The sequence below is a fragment of the Cupriavidus necator A5-1 genome (assembly GCF_000744095.1).
Classification (GTDB): domain Bacteria; phylum Pseudomonadota; class Gammaproteobacteria; order Burkholderiales; family Burkholderiaceae; genus Cupriavidus; species Cupriavidus necator_A.
On sequence record NZ_JQLI01000008.1, the window covers coordinates 111,294 to 133,667 of the forward strand.

Here is a 22,374-nt window from a genome sequence, read left to right on the forward strand (position 1 = left end):
CATCCGCGGGCATTTTTTTCGTCCGGCGCAGCGGTGCGGCGCGCTACACCACGCGCGAGTAGCGGGCCCGCGGCACGAAGCGGATCGGCTGCGAGCCGTCATTTGCGGCTTCCGCAGCGGCCTCGGGCGCGCGCGCGGCGTCCTCGCGCAGGTAGCGGTCAAACACCATCGCCACGCGCCGCACCAGCAACCGGCCCAGCGGCGTCACGGTGATGCGCCCGGGTTCGCATTGCACCAGCCCGTCGGCAGCCAGGCCGCCGAGTTCGGCAAGCTCAGGCGCAAAGGCCGCACTGAAATCGATGCCGTGCCGGGCTTCCAGCGCCGGCAGGTCGAGCACGCCGTTGCACATCAGGTCTCCGATGATCTCGCGCCGCAGGTGATCGTCGGCGCTCATCGCCATGCCGCGCGCCAGCGGCAGGCGCCCTGCATCGAGCGCGCCGTAGTAATCGTCCAGCGTGCGCGCGTTCTGCACATAGCGCCCGGCGATCGCGCCGATCGCCGAGATGCCGAGCCCGACCTGGTCATAGCCGGCGTGGGTCGAATAGCCCTGGAAGTTGCGCTGCAGGCGGCCTTCGCGCTGGGCAATGGCGAGGTCGTCGTCGGGCAGCGCAAAGTGGTCCATGCCGATATAGGCATAGCCCGCCGCGGTCAGCCGCTCGATGGTGGAGACCAGGATGTCGAGCTTCTCGCCGGCGGGCGGCAAGGCGTTCTCGTCGATGCGGCGCTGGGGCTTGAACACATGCGGCAGGTGGGCGTAGCTGTAGACCGAGAGCCGGTCGGGGCGCAGCGTCAGCACCTGTTCGATGGTGCGGCCAAAGCGCGCCGCGGTCTGGTGCGGCAGGCCGTAGATCAGGTCCAGGCTGACCGAGCGGAAGCCCAGCGCGCGCGCGGCGTCGACCACGGCGCGAGTCTCTTCGAACGGCTGGATGCGGTGGATGGCCTGCTGCACCTCGGGGTCGAAATCCTGCACGCCCAGGCTGACGCGGTTGAAGCCAAGCTCCGCCAGCAGCGCCATGCGCGCGTAGTCGACGCGGCGCGGGTCGATCTCGATGGAATGCTCGCCGTCGGCGGGCAGTTCGAAATACCGGTGCAGCAGCGCCATCACGCGGCGCATCTCGTCGGGATCGAGGAAGGTCGGCGTGCCGCCGCCCCAGTGCGACTGGAGCACCTGGCGGCGCGCGCCGAGCTTGTCCGCCACCAGCGCCATCTCGCGGCCGAGGTAGTTGACGTAGCGCGCGCTGCGGCCATGATCGCGGGTGATGATCTTGTTGCAGCCGCAGTAGTAGCAGATGTTCTCGCAGAACGGGATATGCAGGTACAGCGACAGCGGTGCCGGCGCACTGGCGCGGCAGGCGTCCAGCGCGTCGTGGTACAGCGACAGGTCGGGGCCGTTGCGGAAGCGGTCCGCGGTGGGGTACGAGGTGTAGCGCGGGCCGTTGCCATCGATGCGGCTGGCCAGCGCGCGGAAGTCGGACAGCGCGCGACGGTCGAGCGCAGGGGAAGTCATGGCAGACGGTTTCATGGGGGCGCGGGGGATCGGGTGTGTGACGACCCATCGTAGGACCGCGGCGCGGCCGGCGCGTTGACCGTCGTCAAAGCGCGGCGGAACCCATGTGCGGCGAGCCCCTCGCTGGTGGGGGCGTGCGTCACATCTGTGTCATGCGTGCCGGATACGCTGCGCGCGGCCTGCGAATACCGCCCCTCTCACCCATCTCCGCTCCCCATTCCATGCCTATTCTCCTGTCGCCCCGCCCGCGGCGCGGTCACGCGCATCGACCCTCCGCAGCCAAACGCCGCCTGCTGCTTGCCGCCGCGGCCGGGCTTGCGCTGCCTGCCCTGGGCCAGGCCCAGGTGCCCGCGCGCCGCACCGTCGTGGTCGGCCACCTGCTCGACCGCGCTGGCGCGCAGGCCGACCTGGCACGCGACTACGTGGCCGGGGCCAAGGTGATGTTCGATGCGGTCAATGCCGGCAACGGACCGGTGCGCATCATCCACGTGGTCCGCGATGCCGATGCCGACCCGCGCCGCGCACTCGCCCAGGCGGTGGCACTTGCCGACACTGAGCGCGCCGAGCTGCTGTTCGGTCCTGGCGACCGCTTGCTGCCGGCACTGGCCTCCTCGGCCGAACTCAACCGGCGCGGCGTGCAGATCGTGGCGCCGCTGTCGGGGCTGGCGCTGGCGGCGGAGAACGTCTGGTTCACCCGCGCCGATTACCAGGCCGAGCTGGACGCGGCGGTGAAGCAGCTGCGCAGCTATGGCCTGACCAGCATCGCGCTGGCGGTGTCGGGGGACTTTGCCGCGGGCGGCACGTCGGGCGCACAGTGGCTGGGCCGGCTGGAGGCGCAGACCGGCACGCGCGCGGTGCCGCTGGATGCCAATCCCGACGCCGCCGCGCGGCGCATCGCCGCTACCCGCCCGGGCGCGGTGATCGTGGCCGGCGACACGCTGGCCTATGCCGGGCTGGGCCGGGCGCTGGCCGCGCAGGGCTGGTATGGCTTCCTGGTCGGGCTGTCGTCGGTCAGCGCCACCGCCGCGCGCGAGATCCTGGGTAGTGGCTATACCGGCGGCATGGTGCTGACGCAGATTGCGCCCGGCCCGCAGCAGGCCACGCTACGCGTAGTGAAGGAGCATGTGGCGCGCATGAAGCAGTATCTGGACGAGCCGCCGTCGGCGGCAACGCTGGCGGGCTATATCGGTGCGGCGTGGCTGGCGCGTGCGCTGGCCGGGCTGCGCGGCAGCGGCGCTGCCGAGATGCGGCGGGCGCTGCAGGGGCGGGTCGACGTGGGCGACTTTGCGCTGGACTTTACTCACGGCCAGCGCGGCTCGCAGTACGTCACGCTGGCGGCGTCAGGCGCGCGGTAGCGACAGGCGCGCGCGCAGGCCGCCTTCCGGGCGGTTGGTCAGGGTGAGCTCGCCGCCATGGCGCGCGGCGATGTCCGCGGCGATCGACAGGCCCATGCCGACCCCGCCGGTGGCGCGGCTGCGCGAGGACTCGATGCGATAGAACGGCTCCATCACGCGCTGCAGTTCGTCAGGCGGGATGCCTGGGCCGTCGTCGCAGATATCGATCAGCACGCGTTCGGCGCTGTCGGTCAGCACGATACTGGCCGCGCCGGCGTAGCGCCGCGCATTCTCCACCAGGTTCACCACCGCGCGCCGCAGGTCGGACGGGCTCGCAAGCAACGGCTGCGCCTGCCCGCCGAGCGCGACCTCGTGGCCGGTCTCGGCGGCATCGTCGACCACCGCCTGCAGCAGCGCCAGCACGTCCACGCGCTGGCGCGGTCCGCTGGCTTCATCGCGGTCGCGCAGGTAGTACAGCGTGGCGTCGATCAGGCCGTTCATCTCGGCCAGGTCCTGGCGCAGGCGGTAGCGCACTTCGCCGGCCTGCTTGCCGTCGATCCCCTCGATCCCATCCATGCGTTCGATGCGCAGGCTCATGCGCGTCAGCGGCGTGCGCAGGTCGTGCGACACCGCCGCCAGGAAGCGCGACTGCTGCGCCAGCTGGTTGCGGATGCGCTGCTGCATATGGTTCAGCGCCTGCGCCGCGGCGCGCGCCTCGGCCGGGCCCGTGCTTTCGTCGAGCGGCGGCGCATGGACGTCCTGCGCCAGCCGGCCGGCGCCGCTGGCCAGTTGCTGCACCGGGCGCGCCAGCAGCCGTGCGCCGCCCCACGAGGCCGCCACGATCGCGGCCACCTGGAGCAGCAGGCCGATGTGCGGCGGCCACGGCCCGCGCGGCGGCGGCGGTGGCCGGTGCGGCGCGCCGGCGGCGGCGCCTTCGGGCGGCGGACCTGGACGCCATTCGCCCGGAGGCGGCGGCCGGCCCGGTCCGTCGCGCAACTCGCGCTCCAGCCCCGGCCGCGGGAACAGGCTTTCGATCACGGTCATGCCGAGCAGGTGCACGGCCAGCATGATCGAGGCCATCACCAGGAACAGCCGCACGAACATCGAGTCATAGCGCGCCAGGCGCCCGCTCTTGCTCATGCTTCGAGCGTCGCGGTGAAGACGTAGCCCTCGCCGCGCACAGTGCAGATCAGCGTGGGATCGCGCGGATCGTCGCGCAGCTTCTGGCGCAGCCGCGACACCAGCAGGTCGATGCTGCGGTCGAACACGTCGAGCCCGCGCCCGCGCGCCTGGTTGATCAGCAACTCGCGGTCGAGCACGCGGTTGGGCTGCTCGACAAAGGCCAGCAGCAGGCGGAATTCGGCGTTGGACAGCGGCACCACCACGTCATCGCGGTCGACCAGCTGGCGCAGCGTGGTGTTCAGGCGCCAGTCGCCGAAGCGCAACTCGTGCCCGGAGGGCGCGGCGGCACGGCGTGCTTCGGTGCCACTGCCGCGGCTGCGGCGCAGCACGGTGTGGATGCGCGCCACCAGCTCGCGCATCTCGAAGGGCTTGGTGACGTAGTCGTCGGCGCCCACTTCCAGGCCGACCACGCGGTCGGCCAGCTCGGCGCGCGCGGTCAGCATGATCACGGCGACATCGGTCTGCGCGCGCAGCTCGCGGCACAGTGCCAGGCCGTTCTCGCCGGGCAGCGACAGATCGAGGATCACCAGGTCATACGGCGTGGCGGCCATCGCCCGGCGCATCTCCACACCGCCTTCGACGCCATCGGCCTGCATGCCGAAGGTGGACAGGTATTCGGCCAGCATGGTGCGGATCTGGGGATCGTCGTCGACGATCAGCAGGCGGATGGGAAGCGTGGGGGTGAATTCCATAGGCGACGAGATCGGCATATGCCGGCGGCAGGGGCCGGCGCCGAGGGGACTGGCGGTGCCCCACTTTACCAGCCCGCGATGACCCGACTGTGCCCGCCTTGTATCAACGCTGTTACGGAGCCTGGCCGGGGCGCCTGGCTTGTACGCGAATGCAATACGGGCCTGACCAAGTGCTCAAGCAACGCGGCGCGCCCTTCCCTAGCATGGACCGGCATTCCAGCAAGCTACCCACCCACAGGAGAGAAGTCCATGCCCGACCTACCCGCCCTGAATGCCCGGCTGCGCGCCGGCCTGTCCATGCTGACGCTGTGCGCCGCCTGCCTGGTCGCCTTGCCGGCCAGCGCACTGCAAGCCGCCCCGCCGCCCGGCGCCATGCCGCCATCGGCGCCGCCTGCGCCCGCATCCGCCGAGTCGCTCGGCCTGAATCCCGCGCAGGCGCGCCTGTGGCAGGCGGCCCGCAGTGCCACGCGCGAAGCCGAGGCGCACGCGCTCGAACTGCGCGCCCGCTTCCTGCGCGAGACCGCGGACGAGTCGCCGGACGGCCCGCTGCGCCCGCGCGTCCAGGCCATGGAGCGCCTGCATGAAGCGTTCGAGCAGGACCGCCGCGCGGTGCGCGAACGCTGGCTGGCGCTGGACGACAGCCTCGATCCCGCGCAACGCAGGCGCCTGCGCGGCTCGCCCGAGGCGGCGCACTGGCTGGGCCTGCCGCCGCACGCGGCGATGATGGCGCCGCCGCCGGGCGGACCGCAGCGGTAGGTACGCGCCCGCCGCCATGAAAAAATGCCCCCGCACGCTTGCGCGCCGGGGGCTGGAGAACAGGGAAATTCCGAACGCGAGGTCCGGTACGGCAGGAAAGCCGGGCAAGCCCGCCGCAGCACGCCTGCGCAAGCGCAGGCAGCACAGTCGTTATGCTAGGGAGCGCGGCGCGTGCCGTCTTGTCGGGCTGGTAGGGATTTGTATCGGGGCTGTAGTGCGGATGAATGGGATTCAGCCCGCGGCAGTCTTGCCGGGTGTGCCCAGCAGCGCCTTGAGTGCGCCGAGCCGGTCCTTGGGGCTCATCGCCGGGGTTTCGTCCTTGGGCACGGGCGCTTCCTCCAGCTTCATCTCGCCGATAAAGCGCGACGGCTGGCAGGAGTAGGTCTCTCGCGCGCGCTTGCGCTTCTTGCACCAGCTGATCTGCAGGCTGCGCTGCGCACGGGTGATGCCCACATACATCAGCCGGCGCTCTTCCTCGATCTTCTCGTCGGTCATGTCCTCGTCTTCGCGGCAGTGGGGCAGGATGCCCTCTTCCACGCCGACCAGGAACACATGCGGATATTCCAGCCCCTTGGACGCGTGCAGCGTCGACAGCCGCACCGCATCGGGATCTTCCTCGCGCCCTTCGAGCATGCTCATCAGCGCCACGGTCTGGGTCAGCTCCAGCAGGTTCTTGCCTTCGTCGCCGAAGCCGTCGGCGTTGTCGAAGCCGGTGGCCTCCTCGCCTTCCGTCGCTTCCGGCTTGGTGCCCTTGCGCTTGAGCCAATCGAGGAATTCGAGGGTATTGGTCCAGCGCGACTGGGCCTGGCGTTCGTCAAACGCGTCGTACAGGTAAGCCTCGTAGTGGATGCCTGCCATCAGGTCGTCGAGCACCACGGTCGCCGGGTCCTTGGCCGCGCGATCGGCCAGCCGCACCATCGACTCGCAGAACACGCGCAGTGGTTCCAGCTGGCGCGGCTGCAGCTTGCCTTCGATGCCGCCCATCATCGCCGCCTCGAACAGCGACACCTTTGCCTGCCCGGCAAAGGTGCCCAGCACTTCCAGCGTGGTAGTGCCCACCCCGCGCCGCGGCGTGGTGATGGCGCGGATAAAGGCGGGATCGTCGTCCGGGTTGGCGATCAGGCGCAGGTAGGCGCAGATGTCCTTGATCTCGGCCTTGTCGAAGAAGCTCTGGCCGCCCGACAGCACGTAGGGAATGCGCTCGCGGCGCAGGATCTGCTCGAACAGCCGCGCCTGGTGGTTGCCGCGATAGAGGATGGCGTAGTCGCGGAACTGTGCGCGGCGCTCGAACTTGTGCGCAGAGAGGCGGAACACCACCGACTCGGCCTCGTGCTCCTCGTCGTTCATCGGGTGGATGGCGATGGGGTCGCCCATGCCATGCTCGCTCCACAGCTTCTTGTCGAACAGCTTGGGATTGTTGGCGATGACCGCGTTGGCCGCTTCCAGGATGCGCACGGTGGAGCGGTAGTTCTGCTCCAGCTTGACCACCTTCAGGTCCGGGAAATCGGTCTGCAGCAGGCGCAGGTTGTCCAGCGTGGCCCCGCGCCAGCCGTAGATGGCCTGGTCGTCGTCGCCCACCGCGGTAAAGGCCGGCGCGCGCAGGTGCGAGCCGCCCGCGAGCAGCTTGAGCAGCTGGTACTGGCACGCGTTGGTGTCCTGGTATTCGTCGACCAGGAAGTAGCGCAGCCGGTTCTGCCACTTGAGCTGTACCGCTTCATTGCGCGCGAACAGTTCGGCGGGCAAGCGGATCAGGTCGTCGAAGTCCACCGCCTGGTAGGCATGCAGCGTGGCCACGTAGTTGCGGTAGACCAGCGCGGCCTGGTGCTCGTCAGCATTGGCCGCCTGCGCGATCGCGGCCTCCGGGTCGACCATGCCGTTCTTCCACAGCGAGATCGTGCTCTGCACGCCGCGGATCAGCTTCTTGTCGGTGGTGCCGAGCTGCTCCTGGATCAGGCCGAAGCAGTCGTCCGAATCCATGATCGAGAACTGCGGCTTCAGGCCCACGTGCTCGGCCTCCATGCGCAGGATCTGCACGCCGAGCGAGTGGAAGGTACAGACCGTCAGCTGCTTCAGGGGAATGCGCTTGCCCTCGCGCGTGGTCTTGCCCTCCATCAGCTTGCCGATGCGCTCCTGCATCTCCTTGGCCGCCTTGTTGGTAAAGGTGACGGCGGCGATATGGCGCGGCTCGAAGCCCTTGTCCTCGATCAGGTGCGCGATCTTCTGAGTGATCACGCGGGTCTTGCCCGAGCCTGCCCCGGCCAGCACCAGGCAAGGCCCGTCCAGGTAGCGGACGGCTTCGGATTGGGCGGGGTTCAGGCCGTGGGTCATGCGAGGGGCGCGGTTGGAGACGGAAGGGAAATCGGCAAGAGAGGCGGGACGCGCCAGCTCCCGCGAAAGGAGGCAGCGGCAAAGCTGCTGATGTTAACACGCTGGCCGCCCCCGGTCAGTCAGCGCAAATCGCATTGACGGCGCCTGTTGTGTCACTGGCGTAACACTTCGTAAAGGCCGGAGCCGATCGGAGATCGGGCCGATCTAACTAATGTGTCCCCCAGCCTACGCGGCAGTTCGGACATGCATGAACCATCACACGGAGCCAACAAAATGAAAACCCTGCAAACATTGACCAAGGTGGCCCTGATCGGCGCAACGGTCGCAGCCTTTGCCGGTTGCGCGGACATGACCCCGAAGCAACGCAACACCGCCATCGGCGCGGGCGCGGGTGCCGTGGGCGGCGCAGTCCTCACCGAAGGCAGTGCACTGGGTACGCTGGGTGGCGCGGCGGTGGGCGGCGTAATTGGTAACGTCATCACCGACGACAAGAAGAAGTAATTCGCCGCCCCTGGCGGCGGGGCGCAGGAACGGGTACAGCCGCCGGGCGGCTTCCGGCCCGCGTTTGACAAAGGCCGGGGCCTCCCGTACATTGCGCGCATCCGACCGGGAGAGCGCGCATCTCTGCGCCGCCGAAGGGGTATCACCCGAAAACTCTCAGGCACCACGGACCGTTCGGATCGGCATGCAACATGCACACGATGCATGCCGCACTCTGGAGAGCGGCACCCGCCATTCATGGCGAGCGTGCCCACCGAAGGGGCGCGCGAGGATGGCGTCTACTGGATCCGCCTCGTAATCTCTCAGGTATCGAGGACAGAGGGGTCATCCGCCGCAGCGGATTGCTACGCCATATCGTTGGCGCGGCGAGCGTTGCGGCGGATGGCCCTTTTTTCGTTTTCGCAACCCGAGACTGCCACCGAGGATTCCATGACGCTCCAGGCCACGCCCCTCAACGCCATCCACCGCGCCCTCGGCGCCCGCATGGTCGACTTCGGCGGCTGGGACATGCCGGTCAACTACGGCTCCCAGATCGAAGAACACAACGCCGTGCGCAGCGACGCCGGCATGTTCGACGTGTCGCACATGTGCGTGGTGGACCTCAGCGGCGCCAATACCCGCGCCTTCCTGCGCGGCCTGCTGGCCAACAACGTCGACAAGCTGCAAACGCCGGGCAAGGCGCTCTACTCCTGCATGCTGGACGAGAATGGCGGCGTGATCGACGACCTGATCGTCTACTTCTTCGCCGAGGACCGCTTCCGCCTGGTGGTCAACGCCAGCACCGCGCTGGGCGATATCGACTGGATCCGCTCGCGCAATGCCGCCACCGACAGCGGCGTGACCATCACCCCGCGCCGTGAAGACGTAGCCCCCGAGGGCGTTCAGCCGCTGGCCATCGTCGCCGTGCAGGGCCCGAACGCCCGCGCCAAGGTGTGGAGCACCTTCCCGTCGACCCAGCCCTCCGATGCCCTCAAGCCCTTTAACGCCGCCGTGGTCCAGGACCCGGCCATCGGCGAGATCATGGTCGCCCGCACCGGCTACACCGGCGAAGATGGCTTCGAACTGGTGGTGCCGGCCGCGAGCGTCGCCGCCGTGTGGGAAAAGCTGAACGCCGCGGGCGTGCGCCCGGCCGGCCTGGGCGCGCGCGACACGCTGCGCCTGGAAGCCGGCATGAACCTGTACGGCCAGGACATGGATATCAACAGCTCGCCGCTGGACGCGGGCCTGGCCTGGACCGTAGACCTGCAGAGCGAACGCGACTTCACCGGCAAGGCGGCGCTGGCCGCGGCTGGCTCGCGCCAGCAATTCCTCGGCCTGATCCTCCGCGACAAGGGTGGCGTGCTGCGCTCGCACCAGAAGGTGATCACCGCGGTCGGTGACGGCGAGATCACCAGCGGCACCTTCAGCCCGTCGCTGTCCCAGTCGATCGCCTTTGCGCGCCTGCCCAAGGGCGTGGCCGTGGGCGACACGGTGCAGGTGGAGATCCGCGACCGCAAACTCAACGCGACTGTGGTTAAACTGCCGTTTGTGCGCAATGGCAAGGCACTCGTGAGCTAAGGGGAAAACCCGCTCACCCAACGGTCGCCCTCGCCTGCCGGCAGCTTCGCCGGGCAGGCATCACCCAACAAGAAACAGATCTGTATCCGGAGAACCTTCATGAATTTCCCCGCTGACCTCAAATACACCGAGTCGCATGAGTGGGTACGCGTCGAAGCCGACGGCACGCTCACCATCGGCATCACCGACCACGCGCAGGACGCGCTGGGCGACATCGTCTTCCTGGAACTGCCCGAAGTGGGCAAGTCGGTCGGTGCCGGCGATGCGCTGGCGGTGGTGGAATCGGTGAAGGCCGCTTCCGACATCTACGCTCCGGTGGCCGGCGAAGTGATCGCCGTCAACGAGGCCGCCACGGCCGCGCCGGAAAGCGTCAACGCCGATGCCTTCGACGCCTGGCTGTTCAAGCTCAAGCCGGCCAACGCCGACGACGTCAACGGCCTGATGTCGGCCGACGCCTACAAGGCCAGCGTCGGCGCCTGACGCCGGCCGCGCCGGTCCCGCGCGGACCGGCCACTGCAGACAGACGCGCGCCGGCCGGCTGACCACCTGCCGACGCGCCCCCCACGAGGTTCTTGCCAATGAACGCCCCGCTTCCCATGAACGCCGCCCAAGGTAACCGGCCCACGCTGGCCGAACTGGAGGCGCGCGACGCCTTCGCCGCCCGCCATATCGGCCCCGATACCCCCGAACAGCAGCACATGCTGAAGGTGCTCGGCTATGACAGCCGCACCGCGCTGATCGACGCCGTCATCCCCGCCGCCATCCGCCGCCGCGACGGCATGCCGATGGGCGAATTCACCGAGCCGCTCAGCGAAGAAGCGGCGCTCGCGAAGCTGCGCGGCCTGGCGGGCAAGAACAAGGTGCTCAAGAGCTTTATCGGCCAGGGCTACTACAACACGGTCACGCCCGCGGTCATCCTGCGCAATATCTTCGAGAACCCCGCCTGGTACACCGCCTACACGCCCTACCAGCCGGAAATCTCGCAGGGCCGCCTGGAAGCGATGCTGAACTTCCAGCAGATGGTCACCGACCTGACCGGGCTGGATATCGCCAATGCATCGATGCTGGATGAAAGCACCGCCGCTGCCGAAGCGATGACGCTGCTGCAGCGCGTGAACAAGCACGACTCGAACACCTTCTACGTCGCCGACGACGTGCTGCCGCAGACGCTGGAAGTGGTACGCACGCGCGCGCTGCCGCTGGGCATCGAAGTCAAGGTCGGCCTCGCGGCCGACGCCGCCGCGGCCGGCGCCTTCGGCGTGCTGCTGCAGTACCCGGGCGTCAATGGCGACGTCAACGACTATCGTGCCATCGCCGACGCCGTGCATGCTGCCGGCGGCCTGGTGGTGGCTGCCGCCGACCTGCTGGCGCTGACGCTGGTGGTCGCGCCGGGCGAATGGGGTGCCGACGTGGCCGTTGGCAACTCGCAGCGCTTCGGCGTGCCGCTGGGCTTCGGCGGCCCGCACGCCGGCTATATGGCGGTGAAGGATGCGTTCAAGCGCTCGATGCCCGGCCGCCTGGTCGGCGTGACCATCGACGCGCAGGGCAACAAGGCCTACCGCCTGGCGCTGCAGACGCGCGAGCAGCATATCCGCCGCGAGAAGGCGACCTCCAACATCTGTACCGCGCAGGTACTGCTGGCCGTGATGGCGTCGATGTACGCGGTCTACCATGGCCCGCAGGGCCTGAAGCGCATCGCGCAGCGCGTGCATCGCCTGACCGCGACGCTGGCCGCCGGCCTGGAAATGCTCGGCTTCGCGCGCACCAACGCCACCTTCTTCGACACGCTGACGCTGGAAACCGGCTTCAACACCGAAGCCATCCACGCCGCCGCCACCGCGCGCGGCATCAACCTGCGCCATGTCAGCGCCACGCGCGTCGGCGTCTCGCTGGACGAGACCGCCACCCGCGCCGACGTGGTCGCACTGTGGGAAATCTTCACGCAAGGCAAGCCGCTCCCCGCGGGCCTGGACTTCGACAAGCTCGAAGCCGCCACGCAGGACGCATTCCCCGCCGCGCTGGCACGCACCAGCGAATACCTGTCGCACCCGGTCTTCAACACCCACCACGCCGAGCACGAGATGCTGCGCTACCTGCGCATGCTGGCCGACAAGGACCTGGCGCTGGACCGCACCATGATCCCGCTGGGCTCGTGCACGATGAAGCTGAACGCCACCAGCGAGATGATCCCCGTGACGTGGCCCGAGTTCAGCCAGATCCACCCGTTCGCGCCGCTGGACCAGACCGTGGGCTACCGCGAGATGATCGACCAGCTCGAGGCCATGCTGTGCGCCGCCACCGGCTACGCCGCGGTGAGCCTGCAGCCCAACGCCGGCTCGCAGGGCGAGTACGCGGGCCTGCTGATCATCCACGCCTACCACGCCAGCCGCGGCGAGAGCCATCGCGATATCTGCCTGATCCCGTCGTCGGCGCACGGCACCAACCCGGCGTCGGCGCAGATGGCCGGCATGAAGGTGGTGGTGGTGGCCTGCGACGAGGACGGCAACGTCGACCTGGACGACCTGGCGAAGAAGGCCGAGCAGCACAGCAAGAACCTGGCTGCCATCATGATCACCTACCCGTCCACGCACGGCGTGTTCGAGCAGGGCGTGCAGCAGATCTGCGAGATCGTGCACCAGCACGGCGGCCAGGTCTATGTCGACGGCGCCAACATGAACGCGATGGTCGGCACTGCCGCGCCGGGCCAGTTCGGCGGCGACGTCTCGCACCTGAACCTGCACAAGACCTTCTGCATCCCGCACGGCGGCGGCGGCCCGGGCGTGGGCCCGGTCGCGGTCGGCGCGCACCTGGCGGACTTCCTGCCCAACCAGGACAGCGTCGGCTATCGCCGTGACGACCGTGGCATTGGCGGCGTGTCGGCGGCGCCGTTCGGCTCGGCCAGCATCCTGCCGATCTCGTGGATGTATATCGCGATGATGGGTTCGGCCGGCCTCACCGCCGCCACCGAGAACGCGATCCTGGCGGCCAACTATGTCGCCAAGCGCCTGGCGCCGTACTATCCGGTGCTCTACACTGGCCAGCACGACCTGGTCGCGCACGAGTGCATCCTGGACCTGCGCCCGCTGCAGAAGGACACCGGCATCAGCAATGAAGACGTGGCCAAGCGCCTGATGGACTACGGCTTCCACGCCCCGACCATGAGCTTCCCGGTGCCGGGCACGCTGATGATCGAGCCGACCGAGAGCGAGGCGCTGCACGAGCTGGACCGCTTTATCGACGCGATGATCGCGATCCGCCAGGAAATCGGCCGCGTTGCCGACGGCACCTTCGACCGCGACGACAACCCGCTCAAACACGCGCCGCACACCGCTGCGGTCGTGACCGCCGACGAGTGGACCCACAAGTACACGCGGGAGGAAGCCGCGTACCCGGTGGCATCGCTGCGCACGCAGAAGTACTGGCCGCCGGTCGGCCGTGCCGACAACGTGTACGGTGACCGCAACCTGTTCTGCGCCTGCGTGCCGGTGAGCGACTACGTCGTCGACTGACGTGCAGTTCCGGCGGGCCGCCGCGGCACCGGGCGCCCGCCAAAGCACTATGCTCGATATGAAGGGCACCGCGCCGTGCGGTGCCCGTCCTGAGCGGAGGCTGCATGTGGAACCTGAGTGCCCCCTGGTGGGAATTCGTGCTGCGCGGGCTGATCGTCTACGGCGCGGTGCTGGGCTTGCTGCGCCTGTCGGGCAAGCGCCAGATCGGACAGCTGACGCCGTTCGACCTGGTGCTGCTGCTGGTGATTTCCAATGCGGTACAGAACGCGATGAACGCCGGGGACAACTCGGTCAGCGCGGGGCTGATCCTGGCGGTGACGCTGGTCGGCGCCAATGCGATGATGGGCTTCGTGACATGGCGCTTTCGCAAAGTGGAGCTCCTGATCGAGGGGCGCCCGCAGGTCCTGGTGCACGACGGCAAGGTCTACCGCGACGTGATGCACCGCGAGCACATCAGCTTTGACGACCTGAACAAGGCACTGCGCCATGCCGGCTGCGAGAGCGTCGGCCAGGTGCATTTCGCGATCCTGGAAACCGACGGCACGGTCTCGGTCAAGAAGCGCGAGCGAGCGCAGGGCGAGGCCCCAGTCGCGGGTACCACCGCCACAGGCAGCCCTACGATCTGGACCCATCCCGGCATGGACGAGCCGGTCTGATCATCCACAACGCATAAGTGCCCCGCACGGGCCATCCTGGAGACATTCCGTGGCAGTCAGCGTTTTCGATCTGTTCAAGGTGGGCATCGGCCCGTCGAGCTCGCATACCGTGGGCCCGATGCGCGCGGCCCTGATGTTCGCGCAGGGGCTGGAACGCGACGGCCTGTTGCCGCAGGTGGCAAGCGTGCGCGCAGAGCTGTACGGTTCGCTTGGCGCCACCGGCAAGGGCCACGGCACCGACAAGGGCGTGATCCTCGGCCTGATGGGCGAGGCCCCCGACACCGTCGATCCCGATTCCATCGACACGCAACTGGCCGCGCTGCGCGCCAGCCGGGAGCTGTCCTTGCTGGGCAAGCACATCGTGCCGTTCGTCGAGAAGGAGCACATCGCCTTCTATCGCCGCGAGGCCATGGCCGAGCATCCCAACGGCATGAAGTTCCATGCCTTCGATGCCAGCGGCGCAACGCTGCGAGAGGCGCGCTACCTGTCGGTCGGCGGCGGCTTCGTGGTCACCGCGGGAGCACCCAATACGCAGGTGCTCAAGGCCGCGCAGCAAATGCCGCACCCGTTCCGCAGCGGCAAGGACATGCTGGAGATGGCCAACGCCAGCGGCAAGAGCATCGCGCGGCTGATGATGGAGAACGAGCTGACGTGGCGCAGCGAGCAAGAGGTCACCAGCGGCTTGCTGCATATCTGGGACGTAATGCAGGCGTGCGTGGCGCGCGGCTGCCGCACCGACGGCGAGTTGCCGGGCCCGTTCAAGGTCAAGCGGCGCGCGCCGGAGCTGTTCCGCAGCCTGACCGAGCGCGCCGAGCGCACGCTGTCCGATCCGCTTTCGGTGATGGACTGGGTCAACCTTTACGCCATCGCCGTCAATGAAGAGAACGCCGCCGGCGGGCGCGTGGTCACCGCGCCGACCAATGGCGCGGCCGGTATCATCCCGGCGGTGTTGCATTACTATGACCGCTTCGTGCCGGGCGCAAACAAGCAAGGCGTGGTCGACTTCCTGCTGACCGCGGGCGCGATCGGGCTGCTCTACAAGCTCAATGCGTCGATCTCCGGCGCCGAGGTCGGCTGCCAGGGCGAGGTCGGCGTGGCCTGTTCGATGGCTGCGGGTGCGCTGGCGGCGGTGCAGGGGGGCACGCCCGCGCAGGTGGAGAACGCCGCCGAGATCGGCATGGAGCACAATCTCGGCCTGACCTGCGACCCGGTCGGCGGGCTGGTGCAGATCCCGTGCATCGAGCGCAATGCGATGGCTTCGGTCAAGGCGGTCAATGCGGCGCGCATGGCGTTGCGCGGCGACGGCACGCACTATGTATCGCTCGATTCGGTGATCAAGACCATGCGCGAGACCGGGGCCGATATGAAGACGAAATACAAGGAGACGGCGCGGGGCGGGCTGGCGGTCAATATTGTGGAGTGCTGACCGCCTTCTGCTAGTGCTCAACGGCATGGCCCGGCGTATCATGGCGGCGTTCCCCGATCGCAAAAAGAAGAGGACAGCCATGCAGACATTCCACCAGCTGTTCGACGAAACCTCGTCCACCTTCACCTACCTGCTGATCGACGCCGCCACCGGAGAAGCGCTGCTGATCGACCCGGTCGACCACCAGCTGGAACGCGACATGGCGCTGCTGCAAGACACCGGCGCGCACCTCGCGTGGGTCATCGAGACCCATGCTCACGCCGACCACATCACCTCGGCCGGCCACCTCGCGCTGCAGACCGGCGCGCACACGGCAGCCCCGTCCGGCTGCGATATCAAGCCCGCGCAGAAACAGCTGATCGATGGCGACACTGTCGCATTCGGCACGCAGGTGCTGCGCGCGATCCATACGCCGGGACACACTGCCGGCAGCATGAGCTACCTGTGGGAAGAACCCACGCCCGACGGCATCGTGCGCCGCGTCTTCACCGGGGACGCGCTGCTGATCGACGGCTGCGGCCGCACCGATTTCCAGTCGGGCGATGCGGGTACGCTGTACGACAGCCTGACCAAGAAGCTCTTCGCACTGCCCGACGATACGCAGGTCTATCCGGCCCATGACTACAAGGGCCGCACCTCCTCCACCATCGGCCAGGAACGCGCGCACAACAGCCGCGTCGCCGGCCGCACGCGCGAGGAGTTCGTCGAGATGATGCGCAACCTGAACCTGCCGCGGCCGAAGCTGATCGACGTTGCGGTACCGGCCAACCAGCGCCTGGGCCTGCGCGACGGCGAAAGCGTGCCGCACGGTGCCTGAGGTCTGCCCAATATCAGGAATCACCGCATGTCCGCATACACCGCCGAAGTCCTGTGGCAACGCGACGGCCAGGATTTCACCGGCAACCGCTACAGCCGCCGGCATGTGCTGCGCTTTGACGGCGGCGTGGAAGTCCCGGGTTCCTCATCGCCCCATGTGGTGCCGCTGCCGATGTCGGATCCGGGCGCGGTCGATCCGGAGGAGATGTTCATTGCCTCGCTGTCGAGCTGCCACATGCTGTGGTTCCTGTCGCTGGCGGCGAAGCAGCGCTTTATCGTCGACCGCTATATCGACGCGGCCAGCGGCGTGATGGAAAAGAATGCCGAGGGCCAGATGGCGATGACGGTGGTCACGCTGCGCCCGCAGGTGACCTTCGGCGGCAAGCGCGACCCGACGCGCGAAGAACTCGACGCGCTGCACCACGCCGCGCACGACGCCTGCTTTATCGCCAATTCGGTCAGGACCGAGGTGCGCTGCGAGCCGGTGTTCGCCGGCGCGTAGCCCGCTTGCCATGTCCGCCAAGGTCCCGGCGCAAGCTTCAGCGCGACTGGCGCCACCGCGGGCCACGCGGGCCCGCGTTCGGCCAATGTGGTGGCTTGCCCTTGGCCTCGTGCTGCTCACCGGAATCGGCATGCTGCAGGATCACTTCCTTTACTTCCCCGACAAGGCGTCGGTCGATGACATGGTCTCGCCCGGGCTGCGTGCCTGGCCGGGGCCGGAGGACTTTCGCGGACTGGTAGCCGAGCCGGCCGGAGCCGCGCGCGCTACCGCCATGGTCTTTCACGGCAATGCAGGGCACGCCGGGCATCGCGATTATTACGCCAGCGCGCTGACGAAACTGGGCATTCGCGTGATCCTCGCCGAGTACCCGGCATACGGCCCGCGCCCGGGCGCGCTCGGCGAGCGCAGCTTCGTGGAAGACGCGGAACAGTCCATTACGCTGGCCCGGCGCCAGTTCGGCGGCCCGCTGCTGCTGATCGGCGAGTCGCTGGGCGCAGGCGTGGCTGCAGCGGCCGCGGCGCGCCAGCGCGACAAGGTTGCCGGCGTGCTGCTGATCACGCCATGGGACAAGCTCGCGCATATTGCTTCGCATCACTATCCCTGGCTGCCGGCCGGCTGGGTGCTGCGCGACCGCTACGACAGCGCGGCCAACCTGGCAGGCTTCGGCCGCCCCGTGATGGTCGCGGTTGCCGAACGCGACACCATCGTGCCGGCACGCTTCGGCAAGGCGCTCTATGAGACGCTGGGCGAACCCCGTCGTCTGGCGGTGATCGACGGCGCCGGGCACAACGACTGGACCGGGCATGTCGATGCCGCATGGTGGCAGGACGCAGTCGCGTTCCTGCTGGCGCCCCGTTAAGCGCGTGGCGTGCGCCGGCATGCACCTGGCACTCGCCCTGCAAACAAATAACATCGCACCGCCAAAACGCTGATTTGACTTAGCCCTGCGCACTGCAATACTGGCCTTCACAGAACGGCTCGCGTCGGCCGTCTTAGAACCGGAATTAGCTGGACTGCCGTGAAAAGAAGCGCGAATTTGCTGGACTGCGCTGCAGGCGCTTTTTTGCGCACACGCTTCGCTCTCCGTTCCATCCGCGAAGTGCGAACTTGTTATGGTGCCCTACCACCCGGCTGTCCACTGGCTCTTACCGACCCGTTATAGCCGTTGCGAGTACCGGCAGGTGAACGGCCGCTTCCAAAGTACAACCGCCATCTCGACACCCTAGTCCCCGTTGGCCTCGCCGTCAGGCCGTGTCGCCCACCTCGCGGATCGGGATCGTGGCGCGGCCGCCGCAGTTGCGCAGCACGTCTCGCAATTCGATGATGACCGGAAATACCTCGTGGTTCCAGTCGGCTCCCTGCTTGTGGTGGGCCTCTTGCTCGCGCTCGACGATCCAGCGGTCCTCCCTGAAGATGCGTTCTGTGAACCAGACCAGCAGCGGCCATGCCAGGTCCAGTGCAAACGGAATGCCGGGCTTGCGGATGGAAAGCAGGCCAAACGTCCGGTTGGTGCGCTGCGCCGCATCCAGCGGCACGTAGACGATCCACAGGTCCATCACTAACGTGCCGTCGCCCGAGCGGATCTGGAGGGTCTGGTACGGATATCCGGTGCGCACCGTCATCACGTCCTTGTCGTCCCGGTCGCCGTTCTTCTTGGTGGCGCCAAACACCAGCGCCTCGCCCACAGGCTGCTTGCCTTCCATGCGCGCGAACGTGTAGTCCACTTCCACCCAGTCCTTGCCGCGACGGCGGCCCAGCGAGCGCGCGCGCATCTGCCCCATCTGCCGCCGGTGTAGGAACTGGTGGTTCATATCCATCAGGTTCTCGTGCATGAAGGAGTAGTGGCACTTGACCTCGCGGCCAAAGCGACGCGTCTTGTACGCCTTGTCCGTCACCGATGGCAGAGCGGGCAGCGGCCGCTCCTTGGCAAGCGCCACATCGCCAGGAAAGACAAAGATGAGGCCGTGCACCTCGCGGCAGGGATAGGCACGCACGCCGTTGGGCAGGCGCTCACGCCCGAGGTATGGCACATCGACGCAGCGGCCGGTGCAGTCATAAGTCCAGCCGTGATAGCCGCAGCGGATGGACTCGCCTTCCACCACGCCCGCGTGCAGTGGCACCTGCCGGTGTGCGCAACGATCTTCCAGTGCGAATATCGTACCGGACTCGGTACGAACCAGCACGATCGGATCGCCGGCAAAATGCACCCCGAGGGCTTTGCCCCGCTTGACCTCATTCGACCAGGCCAGCGGAAACCAGTGATCGGGATGGATGGGCACACGGCGCAGGTCGCGCACGGGCGCGTTTGCGTGCGGGTCGATGGCACTGCTATCCGGCAAAGGCATTGCATGCATGCGTGACGCCTCCTCGCATAACGGGAGCTTCGACCGTCGCCACAAGCCGACCAATTAGCGAACGGGGGATCTGGCGCAGTTTACGCGAAGTCTGCCGAACTCACCGAATCCCGTTCTTTCTATGGTGTGCTTGGAAGGCTGAAGGTCATGGCCACCTTCGGTCAATCGACCCCGCATTCTAGTAGGGCTGGTATGGCCGACACCGTGACGGGGTATTGAGGCGGCGAGCGTCCGGTGCCTGGTACGGAGCCGACGCTCAACTGTCCGCGCTATAGCGCCGGGCAACGGCCGAAACTGGCCGATGTCGGCCAATTGCGGGGAGGGAGAGAGCCTTCCTTCGGCGAGCGGGAGTGCCGGGACGTTTCTGCGGAGATCGACGTATCGATGACGCGTCCGGCGACGCGAAGCACATCACTTGCGGGGCTGCATGGTCGCCACCGCGACACCCGCTCCGGCGAACGCGCAAACGGCGGACACCAGCGCGACGGCGCGCAGCGCGTCAGCGATGGCTTCGGCTTCCGCCAGCGCCACGGGTGTCTGAGGTGGCTTATGGGTGTCGCCTGCTGCCGCCCCGGCTTGCATGTCCGGCTCCAGCAACTGCCCGGTCTGGCGTGCGTCCTGAGGAACGTGCAGTTCACCAAGCCGCGCCGACAGCGCCGCTTGGTGCGACCACACGAACACGATGCCGAGCACCGCAATTGCCAGCAGGCTCGCCACGCGTGCAACCGCGTTGTTGATGCCGGATGCGACGCCTACGTGGTCGCCCGGCACCGAGCCCATCACAGTCGCTGTGAGTGGCGCGACGGTGATCGTCATGCCGAGCCCGAGCACGGCGAGCGCCGGGAAGAATCCGGCCCAATAGCTGCCGCGCACGAACGGCAACGCCAGCATCACGAACCCGATTCCGGCGACGCACGGGCCAGCGCTCAACAGGACCCGCGAACCGAAGCGGCTCGTCAGGCTGCCGGTGAAGCGCGAGAGCAAGCCGATGATCACGGGCACCGGCAGCAGCGCCGCGCCCGCTTCGGTTGCGGTGTAGGCATGTGCGCGTATCAGCGTGAACGGCAGGAAGAACAGTGCGCCGCCCAGACCGAAGTAGAGCAGCAGTGTGACGAGGTTGGCGCCGGTGAAATCGCGCGAGCGAAACACGTCGAGCGGCATCATGGGGTGACGGCTGTTCGCTTCGATCATCACGAATGCGGCCAGCACGAGCACGCCGGCGCCGATCGTGCACAGTACGAGCGGATGCGCGAAGCCGCGCGCCGACGCCTGGGTCAGGCCATAGGCTAGGGCGGCGAGCCCCGCTGTGGCACTCAGCGCGCCGGGCCAGTCCAACCGTTGAGGCGCATCGAGCTTGTGGCTATTCGGCACTGACGAAATCGCCAGCGCAATCGTCACCGCTGCAAGGGGGACGTTGAGGAAGAATATCGCGCGCCACGATAATGCGTCGACGAGCGAGCCGCCCGCCACCGGCCCCACCGCCGACGTGATCGCCCCGACGGCCGCCCAGGTGCCGATTGCCCGTCCGCGCGCTTCGCCTTCGTATACGGCGCCGATGATCGCGAGACTACTGGGTACGAAGAGCGCCGCGCCAATGCCCTGCACAGCGCGCGCGGCAATCAGCCAACTCGCGTTCGGCGCGAGCCCGCAAGCGGCCGACGCCAGCGTGAAGACCCCGATGCCCGCGATGAACACCGTGCGGCGGCCGAGCTTGTCGCCCATCGATCCGCCCACCAGCACAAGGGACCCGAGAAAGAGCAGGTAGGCGTTAACGATCCACTGCATTGCCGCTACGCTCGCGCCGAGTTCGCTCTGAATGGCGGGCAGCGCGACATTGACGACGGAGCCGTCGATGAACGCCATGCTTGAGCCGAGGATCGTCGCAGCGAGCGCTAGACGCTTGCGCCGGCACGGACGGTCGACCGCGGTGGGCTGCGTGCGGATGACGAGCTCGTCGCACGGGCTTGCTTGCGCAGCGACGACGTGCGCGGTCTTTGGGTCGCTATCGAGAATATCCGGGTTGGCCAAGCTCGCTCCCGTGCCGGTCGATGGTGACTAGCATAGTAACGGGAGCGCGGGACCGCAGGTACGGCTGCCGGGGTGCGTGTGAGCGCGACGCGCTACACATTCAGCGGAGTCTTCGAGCGAGACAAGCAAGCGTTCGGCCGCGGCGCCCGCCAGTTGCGCAGTCCGTTTCATTTAGCGCGTCGAATCAGGCGACCCACTGCCGCCGGCGCTCCGTCAAGGACTTAAGGGCAGCTAACGGAGTGGTCCGGTGTTACGAAAGCATCATGCGTGAGACCGTGTCGCAAGCGCCGCCGGGCGCTGCTGCTGAAATAGTCAGCGATTATCAGTGCGTCTGCACGAGGTCTGTGTTTTCGCTGTTTCGGGACGCAAGTGGAAACGTATCTGCAAGGAATTCGAGCAACGCTTTCCTGATTACAGGAGCCAGCTCTCTTGAATGCGCTTCGCGGTGGTGATTCGGGCACAGCGCAGCGACATTCCAGACCCGGTCCTTTCCATTTTCGGAAAGGGGAATGACGTGATGTGTTTCCAGATAAAGGCGCCCTTTGCCCGTCCGGAACCCAGGCGCATCGCAATATTCGCAGCGCCCGTTCGAACGCTCCAGAACGCTCGCACGGACCGCGGGGTCGCGTAGGTAGGCCGTCCCCGAGACCGCGGCCCTGCGAGGCGTATCTGTGCCTGGCGTTCCGTGCTGGTCTTCGTAAAGCAGTTCGTCGTATGCCAGGTTGGCCGCGGGTTCCGTAGTGGCCTCTTTTGGGCCACCTCGATGCAGAAGGCAGGCGCTGCTTAGCTTGTCGTAGCTCACTATGCGCCAAGATTCAGGGTCAAGATGCCGCAGTCGGACTACTGACGATTCGCGACCCATCTGCTCTTCCGAGGCCATATCCCCCTCGACAACGATCACACGAACCGTACCGTCGCCAGCGGCGGTATCTCGCAGCAGTTCGTCAAGCTGGCGCGCACGTTTCGCCTGGCTTCTTGCGCGGTCACGCGCCTCTTCGTCGCGCTCGGTCTCCACAAATCGCTCGAGCTTGAGCGCCCACTCCCGAAGATTCGCCGTCGCTGCCGTATCTAGCCGACCAACGGGGCGGTCACTCACCGAAGCCTTTCAGGTGGAAAGGGCGGTCCTATCGTCGGGCGGCTCGTGCTCGGCCGACGTGTGACAATATCGTATATCTCCGCGGGGCATGAATGGCTTAGATTGATTCGTCATGTCACGCCGTCGTAGG

18 protein-coding genes and 2 riboswitches are annotated in these 22,374 nt (G+C 67.6%); of the genes, 11 read left to right on the forward strand and 7 right to left on the reverse strand.

The genetic code is table 11. The features are described from left to right. Positions 1-43 precede the first annotated feature (43 nt). Positions 44-1,522 carry an oxygen-independent coproporphyrinogen III oxidase gene (gene hemN / locus K307_RS24790; RefSeq protein ID WP_042883528.1) on the reverse strand — a complete coding sequence of 493 codons (1,479 nt, stop codon included), beginning with the start codon at positions 1,520-1,522 and terminating at the stop codon, positions 44-46. 206 nt (positions 1,523-1,728) lie between these two features. Here hemN and K307_RS24795 point away from each other — a divergent pair, with 206 nt between their 5' ends. Next, positions 1,729-2,862: an ABC transporter substrate-binding protein gene (locus K307_RS24795; RefSeq protein ID WP_042883529.1), complete on the forward strand. Its 1,134-nt coding sequence runs from the start codon at positions 1,729-1,731 to the stop codon at positions 2,860-2,862. On the opposite strand, the gene K307_RS24800 is transcribed toward K307_RS24795, so the two are convergent. Then, complete coding sequence (locus tag K307_RS24800) at positions 2,848-3,981, reverse strand: ATP-binding protein (RefSeq protein ID WP_042883530.1); 1,134 nt, start codon at positions 3,979-3,981, stop codon at positions 2,848-2,850. The two genes, K307_RS24795 and K307_RS24800, sit on opposite strands and share 15 nt — an antisense overlap. Next, on the reverse strand, positions 3,978-4,715 hold the full coding sequence (locus K307_RS24805; RefSeq protein ID WP_155301277.1) for a response regulator: 738 nt from the start codon (positions 4,713-4,715) through the stop codon (positions 3,978-3,980). Before K307_RS24805 ends, K307_RS24800 begins: the two co-directional genes overlap by 4 nt. 249 nt (positions 4,716-4,964) lie before the next feature. Between K307_RS24805 and K307_RS24810 the strand changes: the two genes are divergently transcribed. After that, a complete protein-coding gene (locus tag K307_RS24810) occupies positions 4,965-5,471 on the forward strand; it encodes a Spy/CpxP family protein refolding chaperone (RefSeq protein ID WP_042883532.1) in 507 nt (168 codons plus the stop codon). Between the two features lie 231 nt (positions 5,472-5,702). Here the strand turns inward: K307_RS24810 and K307_RS24815 are convergent, their stop codons facing one another. After that, positions 5,703-7,799 (reverse strand): UvrD-helicase domain-containing protein, encoded by a 2,097-nt coding sequence (locus K307_RS24815; RefSeq protein WP_042883533.1) that lies wholly within the window; start codon positions 7,797-7,799, stop codon positions 5,703-5,705. A gap of 273 nt (positions 7,800-8,072) precedes the next feature. Between K307_RS24815 and K307_RS24820 the strand changes: the two genes are divergently transcribed. From K307_RS24820 to K307_RS24860, 9 genes are all read left to right on the forward strand, one after another. Further along, entirely contained in the window at positions 8,073-8,300 is a 228-nt protein-coding gene (locus K307_RS24820; protein WP_042883534.1) for a glycine zipper 2TM domain-containing protein, read from the forward strand. Positions 8,301-8,396: 96 nt separating this feature from the next. After that, positions 8,397-8,483, forward strand: a riboswitch (glycine riboswitch). Positions 8,484-8,504: 21 nt separating this feature from the next. Further along, positions 8,505-8,629: riboswitch (glycine riboswitch) on the forward strand. 100 nt (positions 8,630-8,729) lie between these two features. Further along, positions 8,730-9,857, forward strand: a complete 1,128-nt coding sequence (gcvT, locus tag K307_RS24825; protein WP_042887380.1) for a glycine cleavage system aminomethyltransferase GcvT — start codon at positions 8,730-8,732, stop codon at positions 9,855-9,857. 99 nt (positions 9,858-9,956) lie between these two features. Continuing rightward, positions 9,957-10,337 carry a glycine cleavage system protein GcvH gene (gcvH, locus tag K307_RS24830; RefSeq protein ID WP_011299457.1) on the forward strand — a complete coding sequence of 127 codons (381 nt, stop codon included), beginning with the start codon at positions 9,957-9,959 and terminating at the stop codon, positions 10,335-10,337. A gap of 98 nt (positions 10,338-10,435) precedes the next feature. Further along, positions 10,436-13,366, forward strand: coding sequence for an aminomethyl-transferring glycine dehydrogenase (gcvP, locus tag K307_RS24835; protein ID WP_042883535.1), 2,931 nt, complete (start codon positions 10,436-10,438; stop codon positions 13,364-13,366). Positions 13,367-13,470: 104 nt separating this feature from the next. Further along, on the forward strand, positions 13,471-14,022 hold the full coding sequence (locus tag K307_RS24840) for a DUF421 domain-containing protein (protein ID WP_042883536.1): 552 nt from the start codon (positions 13,471-13,473) through the stop codon (positions 14,020-14,022). A 49-nt stretch (positions 14,023-14,071) separates the two neighbouring features. After that, positions 14,072-15,448 carry an L-serine ammonia-lyase gene (locus tag K307_RS24845; RefSeq protein WP_042883537.1) on the forward strand — a complete coding sequence of 459 codons (1,377 nt, stop codon included), beginning with the start codon at positions 14,072-14,074 and terminating at the stop codon, positions 15,446-15,448. 79 nt (positions 15,449-15,527) lie between these two features. Then, positions 15,528-16,265, forward strand: a complete 738-nt coding sequence (locus K307_RS24850) for an MBL fold metallo-hydrolase (protein ID WP_042887381.1) — start codon at positions 15,528-15,530, stop codon at positions 16,263-16,265. A gap of 27 nt (positions 16,266-16,292) precedes the next feature. Next, a complete protein-coding gene (locus K307_RS24855) occupies positions 16,293-16,766 on the forward strand; it encodes an OsmC family protein (protein WP_042883538.1) in 474 nt (157 codons plus the stop codon). A gap of 10 nt (positions 16,767-16,776) precedes the next feature. After that, the gene (locus tag K307_RS24860; protein ID WP_080745221.1) at positions 16,777-17,625 is read left to right on the forward strand and encodes an alpha/beta hydrolase; all 849 of its coding nucleotides are present in this window, start codon (positions 16,777-16,779) and stop codon (positions 17,623-17,625) included. A gap of 385 nt (positions 17,626-18,010) precedes the next feature. Here the strand turns inward: K307_RS24860 and K307_RS24865 are convergent, their stop codons facing one another. From K307_RS24865 to K307_RS46560, 3 genes are all read right to left on the reverse strand, one after another. Beyond that, positions 18,011-19,120 carry an aromatic ring-hydroxylating oxygenase subunit alpha gene (locus tag K307_RS24865; RefSeq protein WP_042883540.1) on the reverse strand — a complete coding sequence of 370 codons (1,110 nt, stop codon included), beginning with the start codon at positions 19,118-19,120 and terminating at the stop codon, positions 18,011-18,013. Between the two features lie 411 nt (positions 19,121-19,531). Further along, positions 19,532-21,148: an MFS transporter gene (locus K307_RS24870; protein ID WP_042883541.1), complete on the reverse strand. Its 1,617-nt coding sequence runs from the start codon at positions 21,146-21,148 to the stop codon at positions 19,532-19,534. Between the two features lie 322 nt (positions 21,149-21,470). After that, positions 21,471-22,163: an HNH endonuclease gene (locus K307_RS46560; RefSeq protein WP_230626098.1), complete on the reverse strand. Its 693-nt coding sequence runs from the start codon at positions 22,161-22,163 to the stop codon at positions 21,471-21,473. Positions 22,164-22,374 lie beyond the last annotated feature (211 nt).